Source organism: Frankia umida, assembly GCF_023242945.1.
Classification (GTDB): domain Bacteria; phylum Actinomycetota; class Actinomycetes; order Frankiales; family Frankiaceae; genus Frankia; species Frankia umida.
In genome coordinates this window covers 109,381-133,155 of the sequence record NZ_JALKFT010000001.1, presented here as the reverse complement: position 1 = coordinate 133,155, position 23,775 = coordinate 109,381, and the positions used below count along the sequence as shown (strand labels likewise).

17 protein-coding genes are annotated in these 23,775 nt (G+C 70.9%); 6 read left to right on the top strand and 11 right to left on the bottom strand.

Features of this window, described 5'->3' with window-relative positions:
* Nucleotides 1-508: 508 nt before the first annotated feature.
* Complete coding sequence (locus MXD59_RS00490; RefSeq protein ID WP_248822974.1) at nt 509-2,314, top strand: ABC transporter ATP-binding protein; 1,806 nt, start codon at nt 509-511, stop codon at nt 2,312-2,314.
* A 57-nt stretch (nt 2,315-2,371) separates the two neighbouring features.
* Here the strand turns inward: MXD59_RS00490 and MXD59_RS00485 are convergent, their stop codons facing one another.
* From MXD59_RS00485 to MXD59_RS00465, 5 genes are all read right to left on the bottom strand, one after another.
* Nucleotides 2,372-4,597: a serine/threonine-protein kinase gene (locus MXD59_RS00485; RefSeq protein WP_248822973.1), complete on the bottom strand. Its 2,226-nt coding sequence runs from the start codon at nt 4,595-4,597 to the stop codon at nt 2,372-2,374.
* A gap of 240 nt (nt 4,598-4,837) precedes the next feature.
* Nucleotides 4,838-7,072 (bottom strand): family 2 encapsulin nanocompartment cargo protein terpene cyclase, encoded by a 2,235-nt coding sequence (locus MXD59_RS00480; RefSeq protein WP_248822972.1) that lies wholly within the window; start codon nt 7,070-7,072, stop codon nt 4,838-4,840.
* A gap of 100 nt (nt 7,073-7,172) precedes the next feature.
* Nucleotides 7,173-8,576, bottom strand: coding sequence for a family 2B encapsulin nanocompartment shell protein (locus MXD59_RS00475; protein WP_248822971.1), 1,404 nt, complete (start codon nt 8,574-8,576; stop codon nt 7,173-7,175).
* Nucleotides 8,577-10,280: 1,704 nt separating this feature from the next.
* Entirely contained in the window at nt 10,281-10,865 is a 585-nt protein-coding gene (gene idi / locus MXD59_RS00470) for an isopentenyl-diphosphate Delta-isomerase (RefSeq protein WP_248822970.1), read from the bottom strand.
* Between the two features lie 253 nt (nt 10,866-11,118).
* The gene (locus MXD59_RS00465) at nt 11,119-11,583 is read right to left on the bottom strand and encodes a hemerythrin domain-containing protein (protein WP_248811488.1); all 465 of its coding nucleotides are present in this window, start codon (nt 11,581-11,583) and stop codon (nt 11,119-11,121) included.
* 920 nt (nt 11,584-12,503) lie between these two features.
* Between MXD59_RS00465 and MXD59_RS00460 the strand changes: the two genes are divergently transcribed.
* The 3 genes from MXD59_RS00460 to MXD59_RS00450 all read left to right on the top strand — a co-directional run bounded on the left by MXD59_RS00460 (nt 12,504) and on the right by MXD59_RS00450 (nt 14,971).
* Complete coding sequence (locus MXD59_RS00460; protein ID WP_248822969.1) at nt 12,504-14,015, top strand: serine hydrolase domain-containing protein; 1,512 nt, start codon at nt 12,504-12,506, stop codon at nt 14,013-14,015.
* A 101-nt stretch (nt 14,016-14,116) separates the two neighbouring features.
* Nucleotides 14,117-14,623, top strand: a complete 507-nt coding sequence (locus MXD59_RS00455; protein ID WP_248822968.1) for an SsgA family sporulation/cell division regulator — start codon at nt 14,117-14,119, stop codon at nt 14,621-14,623.
* Between the two features lie 201 nt (nt 14,624-14,824).
* Nucleotides 14,825-14,971 carry a DUF1059 domain-containing protein gene (locus MXD59_RS00450; protein ID WP_163549684.1) on the top strand — a complete coding sequence of 49 codons (147 nt, stop codon included), beginning with the start codon at nt 14,825-14,827 and terminating at the stop codon, nt 14,969-14,971.
* A gap of 176 nt (nt 14,972-15,147) precedes the next feature.
* On the opposite strand, the gene MXD59_RS00445 is transcribed toward MXD59_RS00450, so the two are convergent.
* Nucleotides 15,148-15,705: a hypothetical protein gene (locus MXD59_RS00445; RefSeq protein ID WP_248822967.1), complete on the bottom strand. Its 558-nt coding sequence runs from the start codon at nt 15,703-15,705 to the stop codon at nt 15,148-15,150.
* A gap of 477 nt (nt 15,706-16,182) precedes the next feature.
* Between MXD59_RS00445 and MXD59_RS00440 the strand changes: the two genes are divergently transcribed.
* Nucleotides 16,183-17,040, top strand: coding sequence for a class I SAM-dependent methyltransferase (locus tag MXD59_RS00440; RefSeq protein WP_248822966.1), 858 nt, complete (start codon nt 16,183-16,185; stop codon nt 17,038-17,040).
* 42 nt (nt 17,041-17,082) lie between these two features.
* On the opposite strand, the gene MXD59_RS00435 is transcribed toward MXD59_RS00440, so the two are convergent.
* Nucleotides 17,083-17,907 carry an SDR family oxidoreductase gene (locus tag MXD59_RS00435; protein WP_248822965.1) on the bottom strand — a complete coding sequence of 275 codons (825 nt, stop codon included), beginning with the start codon at nt 17,905-17,907 and terminating at the stop codon, nt 17,083-17,085.
* Between the two features lie 187 nt (nt 17,908-18,094).
* Between MXD59_RS00435 and MXD59_RS00430 the strand changes: the two genes are divergently transcribed.
* Nucleotides 18,095-19,333, top strand: coding sequence for an EAL domain-containing protein (locus tag MXD59_RS00430; RefSeq protein WP_248822964.1), 1,239 nt, complete (start codon nt 18,095-18,097; stop codon nt 19,331-19,333).
* Between the two features lie 36 nt (nt 19,334-19,369).
* Here the strand turns inward: MXD59_RS00430 and MXD59_RS00425 are convergent, their stop codons facing one another.
* The 4 genes from MXD59_RS00425 to MXD59_RS00410 all read right to left on the bottom strand — a co-directional run bounded on the left by MXD59_RS00425 (nt 19,370) and on the right by MXD59_RS00410 (nt 23,615).
* On the bottom strand, nt 19,370-20,065 hold the full coding sequence (locus tag MXD59_RS00425) for a response regulator (RefSeq protein WP_372511859.1): 696 nt from the start codon (nt 20,063-20,065) through the stop codon (nt 19,370-19,372).
* Between the two features lie 101 nt (nt 20,066-20,166).
* Nucleotides 20,167-21,669 carry a sensor histidine kinase gene (locus MXD59_RS00420; RefSeq protein ID WP_248822963.1) on the bottom strand — a complete coding sequence of 501 codons (1,503 nt, stop codon included), beginning with the start codon at nt 21,667-21,669 and terminating at the stop codon, nt 20,167-20,169.
* A 98-nt stretch (nt 21,670-21,767) separates the two neighbouring features.
* On the bottom strand, nt 21,768-22,646 hold the full coding sequence (locus tag MXD59_RS00415) for an ABC transporter permease subunit (RefSeq protein WP_248822962.1): 879 nt from the start codon (nt 22,644-22,646) through the stop codon (nt 21,768-21,770).
* 60 nt (nt 22,647-22,706) lie between these two features.
* Nucleotides 22,707-23,615 carry an ABC transporter ATP-binding protein gene (locus MXD59_RS00410; protein WP_248822961.1) on the bottom strand — a complete coding sequence of 303 codons (909 nt, stop codon included), beginning with the start codon at nt 23,613-23,615 and terminating at the stop codon, nt 22,707-22,709.
* Nucleotides 23,616-23,775 lie beyond the last annotated feature (160 nt).

The window sequence follows — 23,775 nt, the reverse complement described above, 5'->3', positions numbered from 1 at the left end:
GTGCGGATGTCTTGCGGGTACGGCTGTCACGCGAGTACGGCTGTCATACGGGTACGGCTGTCGGGTGGGCGCGGCGACCGGCGCTGGCGAACCAGTCAAAAGATCCCGGACACCGCGGGGAACGACAGAAGATATCGTTTCCCGGCGTCGTCCCGCGCGCCCTTCGCGACGCACGGCGACGCTGTTGGGTGATTGATGGGACGGACACCGGCTGTCGCCTCATGGTGGTAACGCCTGTCACGTCGATGTACGCCTCCGGCGTTGACCCGGACGCGGCCACCTGTCCGTCTCGGCTGGGCCGCCCATCACCCGGATCGTCATCACGGCCGCCGTGGTCACCGGCACAGTGGCAGCACCCTCGCGGGCAGGCATCCGCAGCGGCATGGAAGCCGGCGAAAAACCAGATGCGGTCCATGGTGTTGCCTGCCACCATGCTCGTATGCGTCCGACGGGGGAGGAGATTCCCCGGCAGCAGCCGCGGGGCGCCGTTTCGCGAGCCGATTCCCAGGTGGATGGCGGCGCGCTCGGCCCGCATGCCGGCCTGCGGTTCCTGCTGGGTTTTGTGGCTACTTTCCGGGGTGCGCTGCTCGCGGTCATGGCGAGTTTCGTGGCGTCGAGTCTGGCGATCTCCGTTCTGCCGGTCCTCGTCGGCCGGCTCGTCCAGGCCGTGGCCCGTGAGGGCGTCTCGGCCGGTGTCGTGTACTGGTACGCGCTGCTGCTCATCGGCGCCAACCTGATACACGATCTCTTCTGGCGCGGCGGTGAGGTGCTGTACCGGCGGCTGCTCGTGCACCGCGGCTACGAGTGCGAGGACGTTCTTTTCGGTCGGGTCATCGGGCAGCCCTACCCCTACTTCGTCGGGAAGTTCACCGGAAAGATCAGTAGTTTCGTGGCCACGATAGGCCGCGAGTTCCGTGACACCCTTGACGCCGCGTGCTTCACCTACGTCGAACTGGTAGTCCGTATTCCCGCGACGGTTTTCATCATGTTCGCCGTCAACGTCTGGTCCGGCCTGACCTTCCTGGGCGCGGTGCTGCTGATGCTGGTGGTCGGCCGGCGCACGGCTCGGCGCGCGTTTCGTGCCGAGAAGAAGCTCGCCGACGAGACCTCCGAGCTCGACGGCCATGTGATCGACATCATCGCGAACTTCGTCAGCGTGAAGTCGTTTCACCAGGAGCGGGCCGAGTACGCCGAGGTCCGGCGGCGGCGCCGGCGGGTCATCGACGCGGCCCGCCGATCGTCGCTGTGGGACATCGTGTTCTGGGCCTCGATGGCGGTGATCGTGCGCTACCTGGTGTGGCCGCTGTCGATCCTGCTCAACCTGTACCTCTACCGCAGCGGGCAGCTCAGCCTGGCGGAGTTCGCGACGTTCCTGTCCGTGCTGGTGATGTTCTCGGACTTCATCTGGATGATGGTGTGGGAGATCGCGCAGCTCAACCTGCGGCTGGCTCGGCTCGAGGAGGCCTACCACTACCTGTTCGGCGCCGATCCGGTCCAGGCGGCGATCGCGGTCGGTCCGGAGTCGCCCGCGTCCGGCCTCCAGGTCGACGCCGGTTCGTCGGCGGTGGTCAGCGGGCAGGTGGAACTGCGCGGTCTGGCGTTCGCCTATCCGGACAGTCCGACCCGGTCGGTGCTGTCCGACATCACCCTGGCGATCGCGGCCGGTGAGAAGATCGGGGTGGTCGGCCGTAGCGGGAGCGGAAAGACGACCCTGGTGAAACTGCTGCTCGGCTACTATCCGCTGCCGGCCGGCACGGTGCTTGTCAGTGGGTGTCCGGTGTCGAACGACCGGCTCGCCGCGGCGATCTCCTATGTGCCGCAGGACACCGCGTTGTTCCACCGGTCCATCCGCGACAACATCACATACGGGGCATCCGTCGCGGTACCCGAGCAGGAGGTCCAGACGGCTGCGACCCGGGCCCACGCGCATGGTTTCATCACCCGCGCCCCGCAGGGGTACGACACCCTGGTGGGCGAGCGTGGTATCCGGCTTTCCACCGGTCAGCGGCAGCGAATCGCGATCGCCCGGGCCTTCCTCGACGACAAGCCGATTCTGATTCTGGACGAGGCGACCAGCGCGCTGGACAGCGAAAGCGAGGTGCTCGTTCAACATGCCCTTGAACAGCTCTGGGCCGGCAAGACCGTGATAGCGGTCGCCCACCGGCTTTCCACCCTGCGCAACATGGACCGCATCATCGTTCTTGCCGACGGCGAGATCGTCGAACAGGGGACGCACACGGAACTGCTCGCGGCGGCTGGGCGTTACCAGGCGCTCTGGGAACGCCAGAGCGGCGGGATGCTCCCGGTCGACTGACCGCCGGTTCCCACCGACGGCCAGCCGACCACGACGGTCCGCCGTGGGGCCGCCCGGTCAGTCGGTGGTGCTGGTGGAACCGGGAAGCCGGACGGAATGGACGGTCAGCGGTCCGGGAACATCCACGTCCACGGTGATACCGATATCGGCCAGCAGCGCCGCGATATCAGGATCGACATTGATGTCGATGGTCGCCTCGCCGCTGGCGGCGAGGCTCGACAGCGCCGCGGTGATGATCGACCACAGCTGTTGCAGGGTGATGCCCGCCCATCCCAGGCAGAACGGATCGGTCGCGATGCTCTCGGCGACCGACTGTCCGGTGCCGGTGCCGGACCGGGTGGTGACCGGATGCCCGGTCGCGGTGTGTCCCGCGGCGGTGCGGGCGGCCATGATCCGGGTGAGCAGCGCGCGGGCGGCCACGATCTGCGCCGGGGAGGCGCTGGTGGTCGCGCCTGTGCCACCACCGGATGAGCTCCCGGTGCCGGAGCGGGTCGGGGAGCCCGCCGTACCACCCGCGGCCACCCCGCCGGCCACCTCGTCCGAGCCGGTGGGCTGGGCGGCGCCGGAGCTGGTGGAGCCGCTCGTGGCGCTGGCCAGTCGGACCGCCCGGAGGTCAACGGTGGCCGTGTCGGTGGTGTCGCCCGGGTCGTCCCCGGTGGCGCCGCCGAACGCCCGGGCGAGGTCGCCGCCGAGCGCGATCCAGCCGGCGGCCGAGGTGGGCCATTCGGAGCGACCGGCACCCGCCGCGTCCGCGCCCGAGGTGAGACCGAGGATGCGGCTCCAGTCGGTGGGGCCGCCGGTCAGACCGGGGTTGGTACCCGCGCGGGCCGGTAGGCCCTGGGTGGTGGAGCGGACCGCCAGGCCACCGGTCGAGCCGGAGTCAGAGCCGGAACCCGAACCGCCGCCGGAACCGGAACCGGACGAGCCGGGGCCCGAGCCGTCGCTGGAACCCGAGCCGCCCCTGGAACCCGAGCCGCCCCTGGAACCCGAGCCGCCGCCGGAACCGGACGAGCCGGCGCCGGCACCGAACGGTGCGGTGGGGCCGGAACCGTCCCCGGCGATACCCGGCCAGCCCAGCAGGGGCGGCGCCAGCGCGGCGGGCCGTGGTTCGGTGGACCCGGTTGGGCCCGTGCCGTTGTCGGGGGTGGAGACCGGCGCCTGGAGGCCGGAGGTGCCGAACACGATCAGGGCGGTCACGGCCGCCGCGACCGCGGTCGCGGCCATGCTGGGGACGAGCGCGCCGCGGCGCAGGCGGCGCGCGGCCAGCTGGTCCGCCTCGGCTCGGTTCCTGGCATGCCGGCCGCGTCTGGCCACGGTGGCGGCCTCGCGGCCCCCCGGGTCCGCGGTCGCGGCGGTGTCGAGGCTGGTGGTCTCGTCCAGACGGGGGATGACGGCGCTGCTGTCCACCCCCTGCTCCGGGGTTCCCAGGGCGGGGGCGCCCATCGACGGGAGGAGGACGCCGCTTCCGGCGGCGGCCGCGGCGGCGGCGACCTGGGTGCGCAGCCGCCGGGAGTCCGGCCGGCGCTCGGGCTTCTTGCGCAGCGTCGCCGCGACCACGCCGCGCAGCGGTCCGGGTAGGCCGCCGAGTTCCGGTTCGCTGTAGACGGTGCGGTAGAGCAGGGTGTCGAGCGGGCCGGTCCCGAACGGCGGCCGGCCGGTGGCCGCGAAGGCGACCGTCAGGCCCCACGAGAACACGTCCGCGGCCGGCCGGGCCCGGCGTGTGGTGGTCAGCAGTTCGGGGGCGAGATAGCCGATGCTGCCCAGCACGACGCCGGAGCCGGTCATCGTGCCGGGCGGGCCGGCGACGATCCCGAAGTCGATGAGCTTCGGACCCTCCTCGGCCAGCATCACGTTGCCCGGTTTGAGATCGCGGTGCACGACCCCGGCGGCGTGGATGGCACTGAGCGCCTCGGCGAGCCCACCAGCGAGGCGCCACAGGGCGTCACCGGAGAGCGGACCATCCGTGGTGACCGAGGCGAACAGCGTCGGTCCCTCGACGTACTCGGTGGCCAGCCACGGCACGTCGCCGTCCACGTCGGCGGCCAGCAGCCGGGCGACGCAGGGACTGTCGACGCGTGCGACCGCGGCCGCCTCCCGGTGGAAGCGGTGGCGCGAGCTGTCGTCGGTCGCGTACTCCTCCCGCATCACCTTGACCGCGGCGCGGACGCCGGCGGCGTCCACCCCGAGGTACACGATGCCCATCCCACCGGTGCCGATGCGTCCGACGAGACGGTATGGGCCTACTTGGGACGGATCGTCCGCCTGCAAGGACTTCCAGGACATGTCATGTCCCCCTCGGATGCTCCCCTCGCACGGCAGCTGCCACGAATGCCACCGTGCCGGGCACCGGGCGACGCGCGAAACCACTCGGCCACGAGGAAGGAATCATCGGCGTGCCCGGGCGCGGCTGTGCCGCCACCCGACGCATTCGTTTGTACCCGGACAATTCCGTTCTGGCTCGGGTGTGCACGCGCGGGGTAGCTACCACGAACGGGCGGTTCCAGGAGTTCCGAGGGGTGCGGGCTAACGGGTGACGAGGCCGCGGACGTCCGTGGTCGCAGTGCCGATCCCGGTCGGGGTACCGAAGGGACGACGCCCCACGGCCGGGTGGTAGCGCAGCTCGGCCTCCTCATATCGGTGGGTCCCCTGGTGCCAGCGCAGAATTCCGGCCAGCCAGTGCTGCAGTTCGAGCACATAGCCGCGCAGCGCTTCCCGGGCGTCCTCGTCGAGCTCCAGCTGGTCGTACAACGTGGGCAGTTCCTCGGCGACGATGTGCTGGAACTGTGCGATCCGGGCGTTCATCAGGTCGGCGACGATCTGGACGGCGCGTTCCCGTGAGCAGTCGAGAAAGTTCTCGATGACCAGCACACAGTTGTGGATCTCGCCCTCGAACTGGATCTCTTTCTGGTACGAGAAGACGTCGTTGAGCAGGCAGGCGTAGTCGGCGGCGGCGTTTTCCAGGGAGCGCATCGGTCGCGCCTGGAAGACCTCGGGCGGTATCGCCGGGCCCTGGGCGATCCGGCACAGCGCCATCGTCAGATCCGACCCGAAGGTCGCCCGGCGCATCTCGATGTAGTCGACCGGGTCGGGGATGCGGTTGTTGGCCTGGTTCGCGAGCTCCCACAGCCAGCTGTCGATCATCACTTCGACCGCTCGGCGGAACGTCGCCCGCTCGCCTGGTTCCATCGGGCCGGCGGTGCGCGCCCACAGGTCGGCGAGGCCGCGTTCCAGTGCGTCCATCGGGATGTCGGTGGGCGGACCGTCCAGTGGCATGAACGCCCGCAGCCGCTCGTTGTACAGCTTCGCGCCGGCCAGGTCCCCGGTCCGCCCGAAGATCACCGGGTAGAGGTCGTCCCCGTAGGTGCCCCAGGTCAGCCAGCCGGTGGTGAGATCCAGCTCGGCGGCGGAGGCGTCCGGGTGGATGCCGGCCGAACACAGCGCGAAGTCGAAGGCGATCAGCTTGTGTTCGTCCCAGATGCCGGGGATCGGATCGAGCATGCCGATCGCGGCCGCCCAGCGCACGATCTCCCGTCGGGAGGCGTCCAGGTGCGGGCTCTGCCCCGTCCCGAACGGCATCGAGAACGTCGGCAACCGGGTCGGGCCGACCACCCGGAACGGGACGTTCGCGTGCCGACGCAGCCGCTGCGGCGTCGTCGCGAGCAGGGACGGGATGATCTGCGCCGCCGAGGTGCCCAGGCTGGGCAGCCCGGGCAGGCCGGGTGGGGTCTGGGGCAGGCCGTTCGCGAGCAGGTCCGGGTTGGCGTCCTGGTTCATGTAGCGGCTTGACCGCAGGTGCCATTCGTGGCCGCCGGACTGCCAGTCCTGCAGGCCCTTGACGTACGCGAAGGTCGCGAGCCGACCCGCGGCGTCGATGCCGGACTCGTCGAGCACGGCCGGGACCTCGGTGAGGGCGGTGTGCTCGAACTGGTGCAGCCGTGAGGTGAGCAGATCGTTGACGGCGTCGGCGGCCTCCTGCGTCTCGAGGTCGAGGAAACGTTCGACGACGAGCACGCCGTTGGAAAGCTCGCCCTCCTCGGTCACCTCCCGTTCGTAGGAGAACAGGTCGTTACGCAGATGGACGGCGTCGGCGAAGGTGTCCCGCAGGACCTGCAAGGGTCGGGACGCCGCCACGGCGGCCGGGACCTCGGCGTCGGCCGCGTGCTCGACGAGGTTCGCCGACCAGGGTGCCCCGCCGACCTTGCGGCGCATCTCGATGTACTCGATCGGGTTCGACAGGCGGTCCGCGTTGATGTTGGCGAGTTCCCACAGCGACTCGTCGAGCAACGCACGGGTGCTGTCGACGAACCGGGCCCGCCAGGCGGGGGAGCGGTCCGGCACGGTGCGCGTCCACAGGTCGGCGAGGCCGCGTTCGACCGGGTTCGTCGGTTCCTCGGTGATCGGGCCGTCGACCGGCATGAACGCCGGCAGTCGGTCGAGGTAGGCGCGGGCGCCGGACATGTCGTGAGTGCGCTTGAACAGTTCGAGGAAGTGGTCGTCGAAGAAGAACACCCACACATACCAGTCGGTGATGAGGTTCAGTCGTTCGGCCGTGGCATCGGGGTGGGTGTAGGCACACAGCAGGGCGTAGTCGTGGGCGTCCAGATCCTGTTCGGTCCAGATCGCGAGCTCGCCCTCGGGCGGGTCGATCATTTCCATGGCCCGTGCCCAGACCCGGCTGTGATCCCGCGCGATGTCCAGATGCGGACTCAGTCGGGCCGGATAGGGCACATAGAACTCGGGCAGGGTAAACGGCTGCATGGCTCTCCGGGAAAACCCTTCTGTGCCGTTGGGAAATGCCGGGAAGGCGCCGCCGCCGCAGGGATCGAGATTCCTGCGGCGGCGGCACCGATGGCTGGGATCAGCGCCCGACTTCGACACCTTCGAGGATTCCGAGCGCGTCCGGGACGAGGACGGCGGCGGAGTAGTAGGTCGTCACGAGATACGAGATGATCGCCTTGTCGTTGATGCCAGCGAAACGTACCGACAGGCCCGGCTCGTACTCGTCGGCGAGACCGGTGTAGTTCAGGCCGATGACGCCCTGGTTCTCCTCACCGGTACGCACCGCGATGATGGAGCTGACACCCGTGGCGGAGACCGGAATCTTGCTCAACGGCAGGATCGGAACGCCCCGCCAGGCCGGCACGTGCTGGTCGTGCAGCAGCACGGTGGCCGGGTAGATCCCGCGGGCGGTGGCCTCCCGGCCGAAGGCGGCGATCGTGCGGGGGTGCGCGAACAGGAAGTGCGTACTGCGCCGACGGCTGAGCAGTTCGTCGAGGTCGTCCGGGGTCGGCGGGCCGGAGCGGGTGGGGATGCGCTGGCGCAGGTCGGCGTTGTGCAGCAGACCGAAGTCGCGGTTGTTGACGAGCTCGTGCTCCTGGCGCTCCCGCAGCGACTCGATGGTGAGCCGCAGCTGCTGCTCGAGCTGGTTCTGCGGCTCGTTGTACAGGTCGGCGACCCGGGAGTGAATCCGCAGCACGGTCTGGGCGACGCTGAGCTCGTACTCGCGCGGTGCGAGTTCGTAGTCGACGAAGGTGCTGGGGATGTCCGGCTCGCCGGTGTGCCCGGACGCGATCGCGATCTCCGCCTCGCCGTGCTTGTTGGCCGCGGGCACCGGACGGGCGCGGTACTCCGCCAGGTGCTCGCCGAGCTCGGCGTCCCGGTCGGCCACCTCGGCGAACTGGTCGCGGGTGAGCACCAGCACGGTGGCGGCGGTCAGGGCCCGGGCGGTGAACTCCCAGCTCAGGTCGGACTCGACGAGCACCTCCTCGCCGAAGAAGCCGCCGTCGGCGGTGACACCGAGGGAACGGTCATCCCCGTACTCGCCCGGGCCGAACCGCTCGACCTTGCCGTGGGCGATCAGGTACACCGCGTCGGCCGGGGTGCCGGCCTCGACGATGACGTCACCCGGTGCGTACTCCCGCTGGGTGAAACGGTCGGCGAGCGCACCGAGGGCGTCCCCGCCGTAGCCGCGCAGCGCGGGCAGTTCCGCGAGCTCGCCGGGAATCACCCGGACCTCGGAGCCGGTAGAGGTGAACGTGATGATGCCGTCGCCCAGCACGTAGGCCAGCCGCCGGTTGACCCGGTAGACACCGCCTGCGGTCTGGACCCAGGGCAGCACGCGCAGCAGCCAACGGGAGGTGATCTCCTGCGACTGCGGAACGGACTTGGTGGTCGTCGCGAGATTACGCGCGGCCGCCGTGCTGAGGCTCAGCTGAAAATCCTCGCCAGGCGCCGCGGAGTCGGTCGAAACGGGCTCGGTCATGGGGCTCCACCTCTCTGTGGTGCTGCAGGGCTCTGTGAGCTCGTGCGGGACAGGTCAGTTGGGGTCGTGCTCTCGTTTCCCGGCGCGCTGGCACGCCAGCGGGACGGGTGTCCGCCCAGGACAGGCGCCAGGCGGCGGGCGGTCTGCTCCCGGGGAGGGGCGCAGGCGATCTCGGACGGGTTCCCCAGCCCGGGTTGCCGACCGAGGCAGGGACGCGACCACGTCAGGGACGCACCCGTGCCGGGACACGCGAAGGCCCGGGATGCGAGGACGGTCCGGGCCAGGCCCGCGAACACGGCCACGACCGATGGCAGGACCGTGGCCGGGCATGGCGAACCGACCGTGACACCAAAATCGCGCGGATTTCCGCGCCGCCTGGTGCTACGGCGAAAATTCCCCGGGAAATGAAGTCGACCACGGCGGCTCCGGCGGAGCCGACAGCAGTGGATTTCGGTGTTACCGGAAGAGGATCAGCCCGGCAGAATCAGGCCCGAAAAAGATCCTGCTTCCGCGGGCACCGTACACCGCATCGTCGACCGTTCCATACCGCTAGAACCCCCGTGGCGTTACGCGGCTGGCATCTTGTGCCGCACTCATGATCTGGGACGAAGCGCTCCTCGGCGTGCAACGGGAGCCTCCCTCAGAACTGGCATGGGCGGCAAGCACTTTGGCGAACCAATCGAAGACTGGTCACCGGATGGTCCCCGGCCACCGCCATCGGGATCTTCGAGGTTACCGACGGTTAGTGCCGCGGCGGCCGGCGGAAAAGATTGCACGTGGCGCCGGTAGCCGCCCTTCCCGGATGGACGGGCATCGGAGCGGAAGAGGAGCGCATGGTTTTCGATCGGGCTGAGGTGATTCTAGTAGAAGTCGGTTTCCCGGTCACCCCGCTCGCTTCGGCTCGGTCGGTAGCCCGCGGCGAGGATATCCGGGCGTCTGGTGTTCCGCCGTACCTTCGGGTCGGCCGGAGCGAAGCACGATGCCCCGTGGTGGAGCTCGGCGCACCACGGATGGTGTGCGGCGTTCCAATAACGTGAACACGCCTGCCGGGATGGGCCGCGTACTCGTGTCGGCCCGCCGGCCGGGCGCCGGCGAGTGGCCATCGGCCGACGGGGCCTGGCGGCGATCTGGTCGGAGGCGACCGTGGGCTGGTAGGACGGCTCCACCGGCGGTGGCTGGTGAGCCGCGGATCCGGCCGGTCAGGGGCGCCGACCCCACCGCCGTCGACAACTGCCGACGGCGGTGGGAGGTCGGTCGGACACGCAAATCTGATTAGGGACCAAATACCCGGTTACTCGACGTCCGTGGGATGTTGCCAATGCGGATCCGGCCGGGTTCGCGAACCTGGCCGGACTTTCCGGCGCGGTGCCCGGAGGTCCGGACGCGGTGCTCTGGATGTCCGCGGAAGTTCCCCGCCGGACTCGGGGGGCCACGGACCCGCGGGCGGCTGGGCCGCGCTTCGCCTACCGCCGGATCCGGTCGAGCATCGTGTGCCGCAAGTGACCTGAAGCGCACGGGCGGCGCATTGAATGCCACACCCGGGGTGGGTCGTTACGCGTTGAACTTGTCACCCTTAGTAAGCGCTCGCCAGTCATTCATGGCTAGCTGTGGCTAGCTGATTCGACCAGACTCTAGTCATTAGTGACTAGTAATCACCGGTGGCCTCGCTCGGCTTCGGACTACCGGACCCGGCGGGGGAGCGAATCAGTGGCTGGCCGGGGCAACGATGGCCAGCGGGTGGGTGGCCCTGGTGAACGCGGCCATCTGCTCGACGGACCAGGGGCTCAGCGCCCACGGGGTTCGTTCGGCCGCCACGCGGTAGTCATCCCACTCGACCCAGCGCCACTCGACCACCTCGCCGGGATCCGGGTTCGGCTCGCCCACGGCCCGCGCCACGAAGACGGGGCAGAACTCGTTCTCGACCAACCCATCCGCCGCCGTCGCCCGGTAGGCGAAGTCGGGCAGCGCGCAGCGCAGATCCGTGACGACCAGGCCCAGCTCCTGGGCGATCCGCCGCTCGACGGCGGTCTCGATCCGTTCGCCCGGTCGAGGATGGCCGCAACAGCTGTTGGTCCACACGCCCGGCCACGTCCGCTTCTCCAACGCCCGCCGGGTGACGAGCAACCGCCCGTCCTCGTCAAAAATGTACGAGGAAAAGGCCAGATGCAGGGGCGTGTCATGGTCATGTACGGATAGCCGTGGCGCCGTCCCGCACGGTTGGCGGTCGGCGTCGAGCAGCACCACCTGATCGTCGACGTCCACGAGGGGAACCGATGCTTGCGGACTCACGCGTCTGGCCTCGCCTTCCCGAAACAGCTTGCAGGGGTCTCCCCATCCTCCCGGTGTCCCGGTTCGACCGCGGCCCGGGGCCCGAGCACCTCTGGTCACATCCTGCGTCGACCCCCACCGCCCAGGGCCCACCGCCCCGAAGGCCCACCCCGACGAGGTAGTCCGCAGGTGGGCGATGGGTGGGCGCCGTGACGGACGAGCAGACCGGCAGAGGCCAGCTGGTCGCTGGTCGCTGGCCGCGGCGCTCAGGTGCTCAGGAGGTCAGCATGCCGCAGCGGTCACGGATGCCGGCGAGCAGTTCCCAGTCGTCGCTGGACAGGACGGAGAGCGCCGCGGGGAAGAGACCCTCCTGTTCCTTGACGATGTGCCGGCGCAGCAGGGTCAGCGTTTCGATGACCCGGGCGGGCCAGGCGGGATCGGTGCCGGCGGTGCCATCGGTCGCACCGGCGAGGACGGCCTCGATACGGCGATGTTCGCCGCACAGAATGGCGATCTTCTCGGGGAACTCGACAGCCATGGGTGGGAAAAGGCCTCGTTCCTCGACCTCGGTATGCGGTCCGAGAACAGACGTGATCGCGGTGCAGCTCTCGACCAGCGCCTCGATATCGCCACACCGATAGGCCGCGCGGGCCAGAGCGGACAGTTCGACGAGTTCGTCGTGTTCCCGGATCAGGTCGTCGATGGCCGGGGTGGCCAGGCACCAGCAGTAGTCAGACACAGTAGGGCCGTCCTCGGGGTCGGGGGGAGACCGGCGTGGATCGCCGACCGCGGTTACGCCGGACGCGCCGCCAGCCAGTGGGGGAGCGCCGGGCCGGCCGGCGACGAAAGGCAACGTGTGAGGCGTTGACCTGCGCAGTTGCCCGGACAGTGGCGTACGCGCCGTCGTGGCCGAAGGCCAGGATGTGCGGGTACGGCGGGCAATCGTGCCGGTCGGTTCGGGCCGGGTGGACGCGAGGAGTGCCGGCGGGCGTGGGGCACCCGCCGGCGGGGGTCGCGAAGCCGTGGCCCGGGTTTCGGCTCCGGCCCCGCCATCGGGAAAATCGCCAGTGCCGTCATGTCACCTCTGTTCCGCCCGGCGGCGCACAGGGTCGCGCCACCGCATCCATCATGCGGCGGCCCGGGCGGGACCAATATGGACCTTGGTCCCGTTGGTCGCCGTCCAAACGACCGTGCTGCCGCGGACCGCAATCCTCGATGCGTCCCTGCCGGTTCGCCCGAAAAGTGGAAACGGATTATCCGGCGAATTTTCGTGCCGAGGTCGTCCGTATGATTCCTTGTTTTCCTGGAGATCTGCTCTTTTTCCGGAGGTGTGCGGATCGCGGTGCCCGGGAAACGGGAGGTCGCTCATCCGAGGGCGCCGGTGGCCGTGGGCGGGTTCCCCTGGACATGCCAGGCGTCCGCGGGCGCGCCCTCGGGCCTATGCTCCAGTCTGCGCGACCAGGGTCGATGGTGAGGTTCCGGTGCCGCTATGACCCGGCCGCGCGCGGTGGTCGCCTGCCATCACCACGCCCCGGTCTCCGATCCCGGTCGCTGGGCCTCGGTCGTAGGGCGTGGTCCTCGTGCCTGGTCGAGGGATGGTCGGATGGTTGGCCGGCCGGGATGCTGGTTCGGGCGTACCGGCCCGAGTGGGGGATGCCGATGTCGAGCGCACCTGAACCGCTGCTTGCCGCGACGCAACGACAGTTGCTGCACCGGGTGGCATCCGAACAGGCGGATGCCCGGGCCCCGTCGCTGGTGGCGGCCGTGGCCCGGGATGGCCAGACCGTCTGGTCCGCCGGCCGGGGTCGCGCGGTCGGCCCGGCCAGGGCTCCCGCCGACGACATCGGTGGCGGGGCGGCGCCTGGCGCGGGCACCGCCGACGGGGGCGGACGGGTGACGCTGGGGGAGGCGGGCCGGCCGGGCCCGGATACCCAGTATCGGATCGGGTCGATCACCAAGACGTTCACCGCGGTGCTCGTGCTGCGCCTGCGGGACGAGGGCCGGTTGTCACTGGCGGATCCCCTCGACCGACATGTGCCGGGCACAGCGGTCGGCGACAGCACGATCGCCCAGCTCCTGGCCCATCTGGGCGGGATCACCGCCGAGACGCCACCACCCTGGTGGGAGCGGGTGGCCGGCAGTGAGCACGCCACCCTCGACGAGGCCGTCGGGCCTGACCCCCGGCGGTTCCGTCCCGGGCGGCGCCATCACTACTCCAACGTCGGTTTCGCCGTTCTCGGCGAGCTGGTCGCCCGCCTGCGTGGGATGAGCTGGGCGCAGGCGCTGGACCGGGAGCTGCTGGCGCCGCTGGGGCTGACCCGCACCACCGGGGCGCCGATGGCCCCCCACGCGCAGGGGTACGCCGTTCATCCGCATGCGGATGTTCTGCTGCCCGAGCCGGCGCATGACGCGGGGGTGATGGCGCCGGCCGGTCAGCTGTGGTCGACGGTGACCGACCTGGTTCGCTGGATGGCGGTCCTGGGCGGCCACAGCGACGCCGTGCTGTCGCTGGACACGTTGGCCGAGATGCGGGAACCGGCGGCGGTCGAGGCAGACAGCGGCGAGTGGCAGCTCGGCGCCGGCCTCGGCCTGCAGCTGATCCGCCGCCCGAACGGTCTGGGCGGCCCGAGTGGCCAGCGTGGCCTGGCTGGGACGAGCACCGTGTTCGTCGGGCATGGTGGTTCGATGCCGGGGTTCGTCGCCGCGGCGTGGAGCCGTCCGGGGGGCACCGCCGCCGTGGCCCTGTCGAACGCGACGAGCGGAGTCGCGGTCGGGGAACTCACCCTTGACCTCATCGACTCGGTCGACGCGCTGCAGCCGTCGCTGCCCACCGAATGGCTGCCCGGCCCGCTGGTCGACGGCGACACGTTGGACGTCACCGGTGTCTGGTATTGGGGGCCAGCTCCCTACATAGTGACGTTGCGTGGTGACGGCACGTTGGTGCTCACGCCGCAGGGTCGCTACGGTCGGGCCTCCCGGCTGCGGCCGGGCCCCGCCGCCGGGACCTGGACCGGGCTCGACGGCTACTTCGCCGGTGAGACTCTTGTCCTCGGTCGGGACGCGTCCGGTCGGCTGACGAACCTCGAGCTCGCGTCGTTCGTGTTCACCCGCAGGCCCTACGCGCCCGCCGACCGGATTCCCGGTGGTGTCGATCCACATGGCTGGCAGTAACGGCCGGCGGGGCGCGGCGGATTGGCGGGGTGTGGCGGGCCGGCGGGGTGTGATGGTCGGCGGGTCGTGACAGGCAGGTAAGAAGGGTCAGGGGAGGGCGCATGTTCCGCCGTCTGGGTCGGCGCGGGGTGTTGCAGCGCGCGCTGTACGTGCAGGTGGTGCGCCCGGGTGGGCGCCGCAGGTGGGTGCTCGTCGGGCTTGGCTTCGACGCGGCGGACCCGATCGCGGTGACCCTCACGGTAGGCGGGCCAGGGGTCGATCAGATCGTCTGGCGGTTCGCGCGTCGGCTGCTCGCCGAGGGCACCCGACGGCCGGTGGGTCTTGGGGACGTGCGGGTCCGGCCGGCGGTGGCCGCTGGCGAGGCGGCGCTGGCCCTGCGGTTGTCCAGCCCGTCGGGGATCGCCGAGTTCGAACTGCCCGCCCGTGAGGTGGTCGCCTTTCTCTGGCGCAGCTTCGCCATGGTCCCGGCGGATGCCGAGGTCGACCGGATCGACTGGACCGCCGAACTGCGATTTCTGCCCGGTGGCCCGGAGGGGCCGCCGGGGTCCGCCCTGCGTCGGCGGGCCAGGGGCCGGTTCCCGGCCGGTCCGCGTCACGCGGGTGCCTAGCGCGCTGGCCCTGAGCGTTTCCGGCTGTGGTGCGGTGGCCGTGGGCACATGCTCCGGGACGGCCCAGCCACATCGGGCTGGTGGCCGATGGCGCGCGGCGCCTTGTCGCGCCGTGCAACACTGGATGGACGGGGACGGCTGACGGTCCGTCCACGGCCGACCATGCCCGGGGTGATGCGGCCCACGGGGAAAGGAGCAGCAGTGGCGGTGCGACTGAACTGCCCGTGTGGCGAGTTCATCGAAGGTGCGGACGAGGACGAGCTCGTCGAGAAGACCCAGACGCACCTGGCGGAGAACCACCCCGGTCACGAGTACACCCGCGACCAGATTCTCTTCCTGGCCTACTGAGGGCGGCTTACCGAGCCCGCCGACGCGGAGGCCGCTGGCGGCACGGCGCCAGCGGCGATTCGTCGGGGCCCGTCCGGCCGGCTCCCGCGCCCGGCGCCCGCTTCGTGCGCGCCGGGCGCAGGAGCCGCCGTGGGGCCAGTCCGATCAGGGGCCTCGCTGGCGGGGCGTCATCCTGGTCATCCGGCGCCGGGTACCGTCACGTTGCGCTCGTTGAAACCGAAGCCGTTCTGCGTGGCGGTCTGCTGCAGGCTGGTGAACGCCTGCTCGGCGCTGTTGACGTCCGCCTCGGTGGCGGTCCCACCGCGCAGGCGGCCGGTGAGAGTGGAAAACGTGTTGCGTACTGACTGGGTCGCTCGACACAGACTTGGATTCGCCAGCGCGAAACTGTTCGCAACCTTGATCTCATGGACGACGAAGACCCCGGCGATCGCGGCCTTGGCAAACGTGCGCTTGCGCTTGTCGGCACCGGACTTGAAACCGCCGTTCTTCAGCGGCTTGTAGATGTACCGGTGGAAGGCTCCGAGCGCAAGGCCAGAATGCAGTGCAAAACGGGTCTTGGCGAATGCCTTGGTGTTTCCGTTTGTCGGACACGCGCCGTTGAACTCGGCGTCCGAGGACGTCGATGTGGCGGAGCTCCCGGTGACCGACGACGAGGACTTCGGCCCGCAGCCAACCAGCAGCACCAGGGCCAGCAAGGAGGCCGTGACCGCTGCCAGACATCGCGCGTTACGCACGCTTGTACCCTTCTGTCCTCAGCGAACGTGACCTCGGCGGCGCCACGGTAGGGCTGGTCCGGGGCGGGACGAGGCGGTGGCCGTTGGCCACCTGTCCGAGGCGTCGCGAAGCCTACCGATGATCAGCTCTCCGCGCGGGCCGTCGTCGGATATTGGACGCCACCGCACTCCGGGGGTCGCGGGGGTGCGGGCCGGCCAGGCGATGCCGAGCGTCCACGGGTGGGTGGTCGGGGTGGTCGGGGCCACTCGGGCGGGGGATTCGGTCGGGCGCTCCGACCGTGGAGGAAAAACGCGCCCCGACCATTGTTTTCGGCACTAAAAGGCGACACGCTGCGACTGTCCTCGATCCGCTCGCTGTCACGTTCGGGCGGTCATGTCGTCGGCCCGGGTAGGCTCCGGAAGAAGATGGCTCAGGCATTCTTCCGGTATTCGTGGAAACGCGATGCGGGGCTTCTGAAGGGAACAGGGGCGGATCACGTGGGTGATAATCCGGTACTGACTCCGGAAAGCACCGCGGTGCGGGTCGCGTTGTGGCGGGCCCTGCATGTCCAGCTCGACCCGCCGCCGCACGTGCTGGCCGACGAGGTGGGGTTGGCCCTGGTCGAGCCCGGCGACGGTTGGCAGGGGCGTCCGGACATGGACCCGGGGGCGACCCGGCGCATCCGCGCGTCCATGGTCGCCCGCGCCCGACTGCTGGAGGATCTGCTCGCCGAACAGGTCGCGCGCGGGGTCGGCCAGTATGTGGTTCTCGGCGCGGGGCTGGACACCTTCGCCCAACGCCGGGTGGATCTCGCCGCCGGGCTGCGGGTGTTCGAGGTCGACCAGCCCGGCCCGCAGGAATGGAAACGTCAACGGCTGGTGGCGGGCGGGTTCGGCGTCCCGCCGTGGTTGCGGCTGGTGGCGGTGGATCTCGAGGCTGACGGTGACTGGTGGCCGCGGTTGGTGTCCGCCGGTTTTGATCCGACCAGGCCCGCCGTGGTGGCCGCCACCGGGGTCTCCCAGTACCTGACCAAAAGCGCGACCGCGGCGACGCTGCGTCACAGTGCTGTCCTCGCGGCTGGTTCGACGCTGGTCGCCACGTTCATGCTGCCGGAGGAACTCATCGAAGCGCAGGAGCGGCCCGGGCACGCCCGGGCGCGGGCCTCGGCGCAGGCCGCCGGCACACCCTTTCTCAGCTTCTTCACGCCGACGCAGTTCCAGGATCTCGCCCGCGGGTGCGGCTTCGCCACCACGCGGCACGTGTCCGCCGCGGACCTCGCCGAGCGCTACTTCACCGGCCGTCCGGACGCACTACGCCCGTCCAGCGTGGAAGATCTGATCGTCGCCACCGTCTGACCGTGACGTCGCCCCGGCCCGAGCCGAGCAGAGCCGGGGCGATCAGCCGAGGGCACCGGTGAGCAGGGCGCCGGTGACGCCGCCGTCGACGAGCAGGTCGACACCGGTGATGAAGGAGGCGTCCGCGCCGAGCAGGAAGGCGGTCGCGGCGGCGATGTCGCTGGGGGTGCCGAGCCGTCCGGTGCCGGAGGCGTCCACCATCATGCGCATGAAGACGCCGTTCTCGCCGGCGAGTTCCGCCCGGCCCATGACGGTGTCGATGATGCCGGGGCTGATGCTGTTCACCCGGGCTCCGCGCCGACCCCAGGTGGTGCTGGCGGCCTGGACACGCAGGTGGTTCGCCCGCTTGGCGATGCCGTAGGCCGAGGCCGGGTCGAGCGGCGGGTCCGGGGTGAGCAGCGGCAGGGCGAGCAGCTGGTCGGTCGGGGTGGTCGCGAGCTCGCGTTCCTGCTCGGGGGTGAGGGACGCGGCCAGGTGCCCCGCCATGCTGGAGATGATCACGCCGGCGCCGCCGGGTGCGATGACCGGTCCGAACGCGTCCAGGACCAGGGCGACGCCGAGCAGGTCGACGGCGAGCACGGCACTGGCCGACGCCTGCACGGGGGACAGACCCGCGGTGTGCACGATGTTGATCACCGGTCCGAGTCGGTCGGCGACATCGGCGAGTTCCTGGACGGAGTCCGCCGAGCTCACGTCCACGACCTGCGAGACGACGGTGAGCCCCTCGTCGGAGAGTTCCCTCTCGACCCGGGTGAGCGCCTGCTCGCCGATGTCGGCCACCAGGATCGTCCGGCCGGCGCCGAGACGGCGGGCCACCGACACACCCATACCGCCCGCGCCGACGATCACCAGTATCTGGCCGTTCATGCGGCTCACCTCCGCGTCCACGTTGACCGGCGTCACGATGACCGTGGTGACGATGGCAGACCGGACATTCGTGGGCAACCGGCCCGGTCGGGCGGCGCGCGACCGGGCCGGTGTGCCCCCCGGCGGTCGGGGTATCGCAGCTGTGGGGTGAGCATCAATGGTCACGTGTCTGGGACCGCGCGCCAGGGTGCGTGCGCCGAGTACCGCGCTGGTCGAGCTGCTGGAGCTGCTGCGCCGCCGGCTGCACATGGAGGCGGCCTGGCTGGGGCGTCTGGACGGGGACCTGCTCGTCATCCAGGTGATCAGCGGCCGGGAGCTCCCGCTGGGCCTGGTGGCCGGCAGCACCGTGCGTCGCGACCAGAGCCTGTTTCGCCATATCCTGGCCGGCGATCTGCCGAACCTGATCCCCGACACCTGGAGCGATCCGCGGACCGTGTCGCTGGCCCCCGTCCGCGAGCTCGCGGTTCGGGCCTACGCCGCGACCCCCGTCCTGGACGCGGACGGCCGGACCTACGGCCTGGTGGGTTGCCTGAGCCGGCAGCCGCAGCCATCGCTGGGCGATCGGGAACTGCGACTGCTGAACCTGCTCGCCGGCCTGCTCACCGGATACGTGACCGATCTGCACCGCATGTGGGAGTCCCGTAGCCGGATCTGGCGCCGCATCCAGGCCGTCATGGAGGAAGGCGCGCCCCACATGCACTTCCAGCCGATCATCGACCTGCGGACCGGCCGGACGATCGCGGTCGAGGCGCTGTCCCGCTTCCGCACGCACGCCGTCCCCGAGGAGGTGTTCGCCGACGCGGCGCAGGTGGGGCTCGGCGCCGAACTGGAACTGACCGCGGTCGACCGGGCGCTCGCGATGCTCCCGCAGCTCCCACCCGACATCCGCCTCGCGGTGAACGCGTCCCCCTCCGTCGTCACCAACCAGCTCGCCGACCGTTTCCTGCGCACCGGACGCCCGGAGCAGCTCATCCTGGAGCTCACCGAGCGCGAGTACATCGCCGACGACGATGACGACCTGTTCGCCGTGGTCGAACGCCTGCGTTCGCACGGTGTGCGGATCGCCCTGGACGACGTGGGCACCGGGTACGCGGGGCTGGGCGTCCTGTTGTGCCTGCGCCCCGACATCATCAAGCTCGACCGGTCCATCGTGCGGGACATGGCCGTCAGCCCCGCCCACGCCGCCGTCGCCGCCGGGATGTCACGTATCGCCGACGGTCTGGGCAGCGACGTGATCGCCGAGGGCATCGAGGCCCCCGCCGATCTCGAGGCCGTGATCGGCGCCTCCATCGGCTACGGCCAGGGTTTCCTGCTCGGCAGCCCGCGCGCCGACCTGACCAGCCTGGGCCGCTTCCCCGGGATCTCCGGGACCTCCGGGACCTCCGGCCGCCCGTTACGACCACTGACGGGCGCCAGACCCCGGTAGGGCCCCCGCTCCGGTCGCGGTCTGGGTGAGCGGGATCTACCGGGGCTCGGGGGGCTGCTCGCAGGGGTGGACCAGGCCGATCTCGTAGGCGAAGACGACTGCCTGGACGCGGTCACGAAGCTCGAGTTTGGCCAGGATGCGTCCGACGTGCGTCTTGACCGTGGCCTCCGACAGCACCAGCCGGGCGGCGATCTCGGCGTTGGACAGGCCCGCGGCGACCTCGTGCAGGACATCGCGTTCACGTTCGGTGAGCCGTTGCAGGCGCCGGTCCGCCGGATGGGTGCTGGGCTGGGATCGGGGGTCGGCTGCGGGGTGGGGCGCCGCGCCCGGTGCGGCGTCCGGTGCGGCGGGGAGGCGGTGGGCGAAGGCGTCGAGGAGCCGACGGGTGACGCTCGGGGAGATGACGGCATCTCCGGTGGCCACCGCTCGGATCGCCGAGAGCAGGTCGGCCGGAGGAACGTCCTTGAGCAGGAAGCCGCTGGCTCCGGCGCGCAGGCCGGCGAAGGCGTACTCGTCCAGGTCGAAGGTGGTGAGGATGAGCACGCGTGACTCGCCGCCGGCGGTGACGATCGCGGCGGTCGCCTCGATGCCGTTCATCGTCGGCATCCGCACGTCCATGAGGACGATGTCGGGGCGTAGCCGTCTGGTGAGTTCGACGGCCTGGGCTCCGTCCGCGGCCTCACCGATCACGGTGATGTCCGGCTGCGAGTCGAGCACCATGCGAAAACCCATCCGCAGCAGTGGTTGGTCATCGACCAGCAGCACCGACGTCACCGCCCGGGACGATCCCGGTGCGTGGGCCGGCTGGGACGGATCAGCGGGGACGGTCACCCTCAGACCCTCCCATCGCGGGTGGCACCGCCCTCGTCGGTTGTCCGCAGGCCGACCGCGACGGGGATCCGGGCCCGCACCTGCCAGCCGCCGTCGCGCAGCGGACCGGCCTGGACGGTGCCGCCGTAGACGGCGGTGCGCTCCCGCATGCCCACAAGGCCCTGTCCGCCCCCGGTGACATGCCCCGCGGTCGTGGCGGTCGTGGCGGTCGGGATGGATGTGCCGGCGGTGGGGGCGGCGGTGGTGGGGTGGCGCCGGCCGGTGTCGCGGATGTCAAGGCGGACGGCGCGCCGGTCGTAGGCCAGCTCCACGGTGGCGGTGGCGCCCGGACCCGCGTGTTTCAGGGTGTTGGTGAGCGCCTCCTGGACTAGCCGGTACAGCGTCAGCTGCACGCCCGCCGGTAGCGGCAGCGGCTTGCCGTGGGTGGTGAGGCTCACCGGCAGGCCGGCGCCGCGGACCTGGTCGATCAGGGAGTCCAGGTCGTCCAGGCCGGGTTGCGGGGCGGTGCCGTCGACGGTGCCGTCGGTGCGCAGGACGCCGAGCAGCCGGCGCATCTCCGCCAGCGCCTCCCGCCCGGTCCGCGAGACCTGGGCGATCGCCTGCAGCGCCGGCCCGTCCGGCCCGGTCGGCGCCCCGGTACCAGCGGAGGCCCCGGTGCCAGTGGATGTCGTGGTGTCGGTGGATGTCGTGGTGTCAGCGGGGGCTGTGGGGGCTGTGGTGTCAGTGGGGGCCGCGGTGCCGGCGGTCAGGGCGAACTGGGCGCCGTCGGCCAGGGCGATCATCACGGACAGGTTGTGGGCGACGATGTCGTGCATCTCGCGGGCGATGCGGGCACGTTCGGCGGCGGCGGCGATCTGGGCCTGCTGGTCACGTTCCCGTTCCAGGCGGTCGGCCCGGTCGGTGAGGGTGGCGAGGTAGGCCTGCCGGGTGCCCGCGTTGCGGCCGAGCACCCCGGCGGTGACGGCGACGAGCCCCAGCACCACCACGTTCGCGAGGAACGGTGCGTGGTTGCGTTCCCGCCACCCGATCCCGGCGAGCACGACACCGATGCTGACCACGATCGTCGCGACCAGACGCTGCCGGCGCGTTCCCAGCCTGGCCACCGTGTAGAACGCGATCGGCACCCCGAAGTCCGGGTCGACCACATGTCCGACCAGCAGCTGCAGCAGACCCGCCGCCACGCAGACGGCGAACACCGCGACCGGATACCGGCGCCGCCAGATCAGCGGTGCCACGCCCAGCACGGCGAGCACGATCGTCGCGGTCTGCCGGCTACCCGACGTCCAGGCCAGGGTGTTGAGCAGCGCCGCCCAGGCGAACAGGCCGAGGAAGGCGGCGAGGGCCGTGTCCACCAGCGTCGGGTGGCCCCGCAGGAAGCGTCCGGCCCTCCCGTGGCGCATCCGTCCGAGCACGACCCCCGGCTCCGCCGGTTCGGGCGCCGTCCGGTCCATGACCGCCAGCTGGTCCCGCTGGGCCGGTGGGGCCGCGTCCGGGAGCGTCGTCATGGTCGCCATCGTGACCTTTCCTGGCCGGGGAGGCGATACCGCCACGTGGGTGGGACGGCGTCGGTACGGCGCCGCGGGGGTGCCGGGTGAGCCGGCGCTCAGACGTCCCGGCGGACAAGGACGAAGGCGGCGGCGGTGAGGGTGACGACGAGGTAGGCGATCAGGACGAGCACCCCGTGGGTGGGGGAGGGCAGGCTGGACGAGGGGACGACCTGCATCAGCGCGTCGCCGGAGGTGGACGGAAGGTAGTCGCTGATTCGGGCGAGGTTGTGCGGCAGCGCGCCGACGAGCTGGGGGAGCACGAGCAGTACGCCGAACAGCACGCCGATGGCGGCGGGAGTGCTGCGCAGCAGGGTGCCCAGTGTCAGACCGAGCACGCCGATCGCCGAGACGAAGAACGCGGTGCCCAGCACGGCGCGCACCACGCCGGGATCGGACAGCGCGACGTCGATGTGCCGCGGGGCGAGCATGGCCTGGCCCGCGGTGAAGGCGATCAGGTTGGCGACCACCATCAGGGTGAAGCTCACCGCCGCGAAGACCGCGACCTTGGCCCACAGCACCGGCAGCCGGCGGGGTACCACCCCCAGGGTGGCGCGGATCATCCCGGTGGCGTACTCGCCGGAGATCATCAGGACGCCGAGGACACCGAGGGCGAGCTGGGCGAGGTACATGCCGCTGAGGCTGGTCGCGGTGGCGTCGAAGGTGCGCTTGTCCTCGACGGTGTAGTGGTCCCAGTTACTGGCCGTCGCCTTGGCGAGCACGACGCCGAGCAGGATGGTCACCGCGAGGGCCGCGGCCAGGGTCCACGCGGTCGAACGCAGCGAGGTGAGCTTGGTCCACTCGGAGCGCAGCACCCGCAGCTGGGTGACGCGCTGATGCGGCCGGGCATGCCGGGACGAGGACGGGGACGAAGGCGAGGACGGGGACGGGGACGACGTGGCGTGCGGGGTGCCCGCGGTGATCGTCTGCGTGCTCATGTCGGGTGCTCCGATTCGGGGATACCGAGGTGGGCGAGGCTGGTCACGTGGCGAGGCCGGTCACGTGGCGGCGGTGGCGTATTCGACGGCGTCGCGGGTGAGGGCCATGAAGGCGTCCTCGAGGGAGACCTGGCGGGGGGTGAGTTCGTGCAGGACGATGCCGGCGGTGCGGGCGAGGGAGCCGATCTGCTCGCTGGTGCGGCCGGTCACCTCAAGGGTGTCCGCCGAGGTGGCGGTGACGGTGATGTCGATACCGCCGAGCACGCTGCGTAGCGCCGAGGTCTCGGGGGTCCGCACGTGCACGGCGGGCGGAGACGCGCTGGCGATGACCTCGGCCACGGTGGTCTCGGTGATCAGGCGGCCGCGTCCGACGACGACCAGGTGGGTGGCGGTCATCGCCATCTCGCTCATCAGGTGGGACGACAGGAAGACGGTGCGTCCCTGCGCGGCGAGGTCGCGCAGCAGGTCGCGGATCCAACGGATGCCGTCGGGGTCCAGGCCGTTGACCGGTTCGTCGAGGATGAGCGTGGCCGGATCGCCGAGCAGGGCGGACGCGATGCCCAGCCGCTGGCCCATCCCGAGGGAGAACCCGCCGGCCCGCTTGCGGGCGACCTCACGCAGACCCACCAGGTCGATCACCTCGTCGACCCGGCGGCGTCCGATGCCGTGGGTGCGGGCGAGGGCGAGCAGGTGCTTGGCGGCGCTGCGTCCGGTGTGGATGGCGCGGGCCTCGAGCATCACCCCGACCTCGTGCATCGGGGCGGCCGCGTCCCGGTAGCGGCGGCCGTTGACGAGCACCTCACCGCGGGTGGGGCGGTCCAGGCCAAGGATCATGCGCATCGTGGTCGACTTGCCGGCGCCGTTCGGGCCGAGGAAGCCGGTGACCACGCCCGGCCGGGCGGTGAAACTCAGGTCGTGGACGGCGACCTTGTCGCCGTACCGCTTCTCCAGTCCGCGTGCCTCGATCATGTGAGTTCAGGTCCCGTCTCAGGTGCCGTTGGCTGACACCGAGAACGTTAGGGATCTTCGGGGCCGCTGCCGTCCGCCGCGAGGCCGATCTTCGCCGGCGCCCGCGGCGGCCCGTCCACCTTCAGGAGTACGCCCCAGGTCGGATGGATGTCGGATACCC

Excerpts from the sequence above, each read along its gene's own strand:
- MXD59_RS00425 (WP_372511859.1), bottom strand. The coding sequence starts at position 20,065 with ATGGGTTTTCGCATGGTGCTCGACTCGCAGCCGGACATCACCGTGATC.
- MXD59_RS00460 (WP_248822969.1), top strand. The coding sequence starts at position 12,504 with ATGTCGAGCGCACCTGAACCGCTGCTTGCCGCGACGCAACGACAGTTG.
- MXD59_RS00475 (WP_248822971.1), bottom strand. The coding sequence starts at position 8,576 with ATGACCGAGCCCGTTTCGACCGACTCCGCGGCGCCTGGCGAGGATTTT.
- MXD59_RS00420 (WP_248822963.1), bottom strand. The coding sequence starts at position 21,669 with ATGACGACGCTCCCGGACGCGGCCCCACCGGCCCAGCGGGACCAGCTG.
- MXD59_RS00435 (WP_248822965.1), bottom strand. The coding sequence starts at position 17,907 with ATGAACGGCCAGATACTGGTGATCGTCGGCGCGGGCGGTATGGGTGTG.
- MXD59_RS00415 (WP_248822962.1), bottom strand. The coding sequence starts at position 22,646 with ATGAGCACGCAGACGATCACCGCGGGCACCCCGCACGCCACGTCGTCC.
- MXD59_RS00485 (WP_248822973.1), bottom strand. The coding sequence starts at position 4,597 with ATGTCCTGGAAGTCCTTGCAGGCGGACGATCCGTCCCAAGTAGGCCCA.
- MXD59_RS00455 (WP_248822968.1), top strand. The coding sequence starts at position 14,117 with ATGTTCCGCCGTCTGGGTCGGCGCGGGGTGTTGCAGCGCGCGCTGTAC.
- MXD59_RS00480 (WP_248822972.1), bottom strand. The coding sequence starts at position 7,072 with ATGCAGCCGTTTACCCTGCCCGAGTTCTATGTGCCCTATCCGGCCCGA.
- MXD59_RS00410 (WP_248822961.1), bottom strand. The coding sequence starts at position 23,615 with ATGATCGAGGCACGCGGACTGGAGAAGCGGTACGGCGACAAGGTCGCC.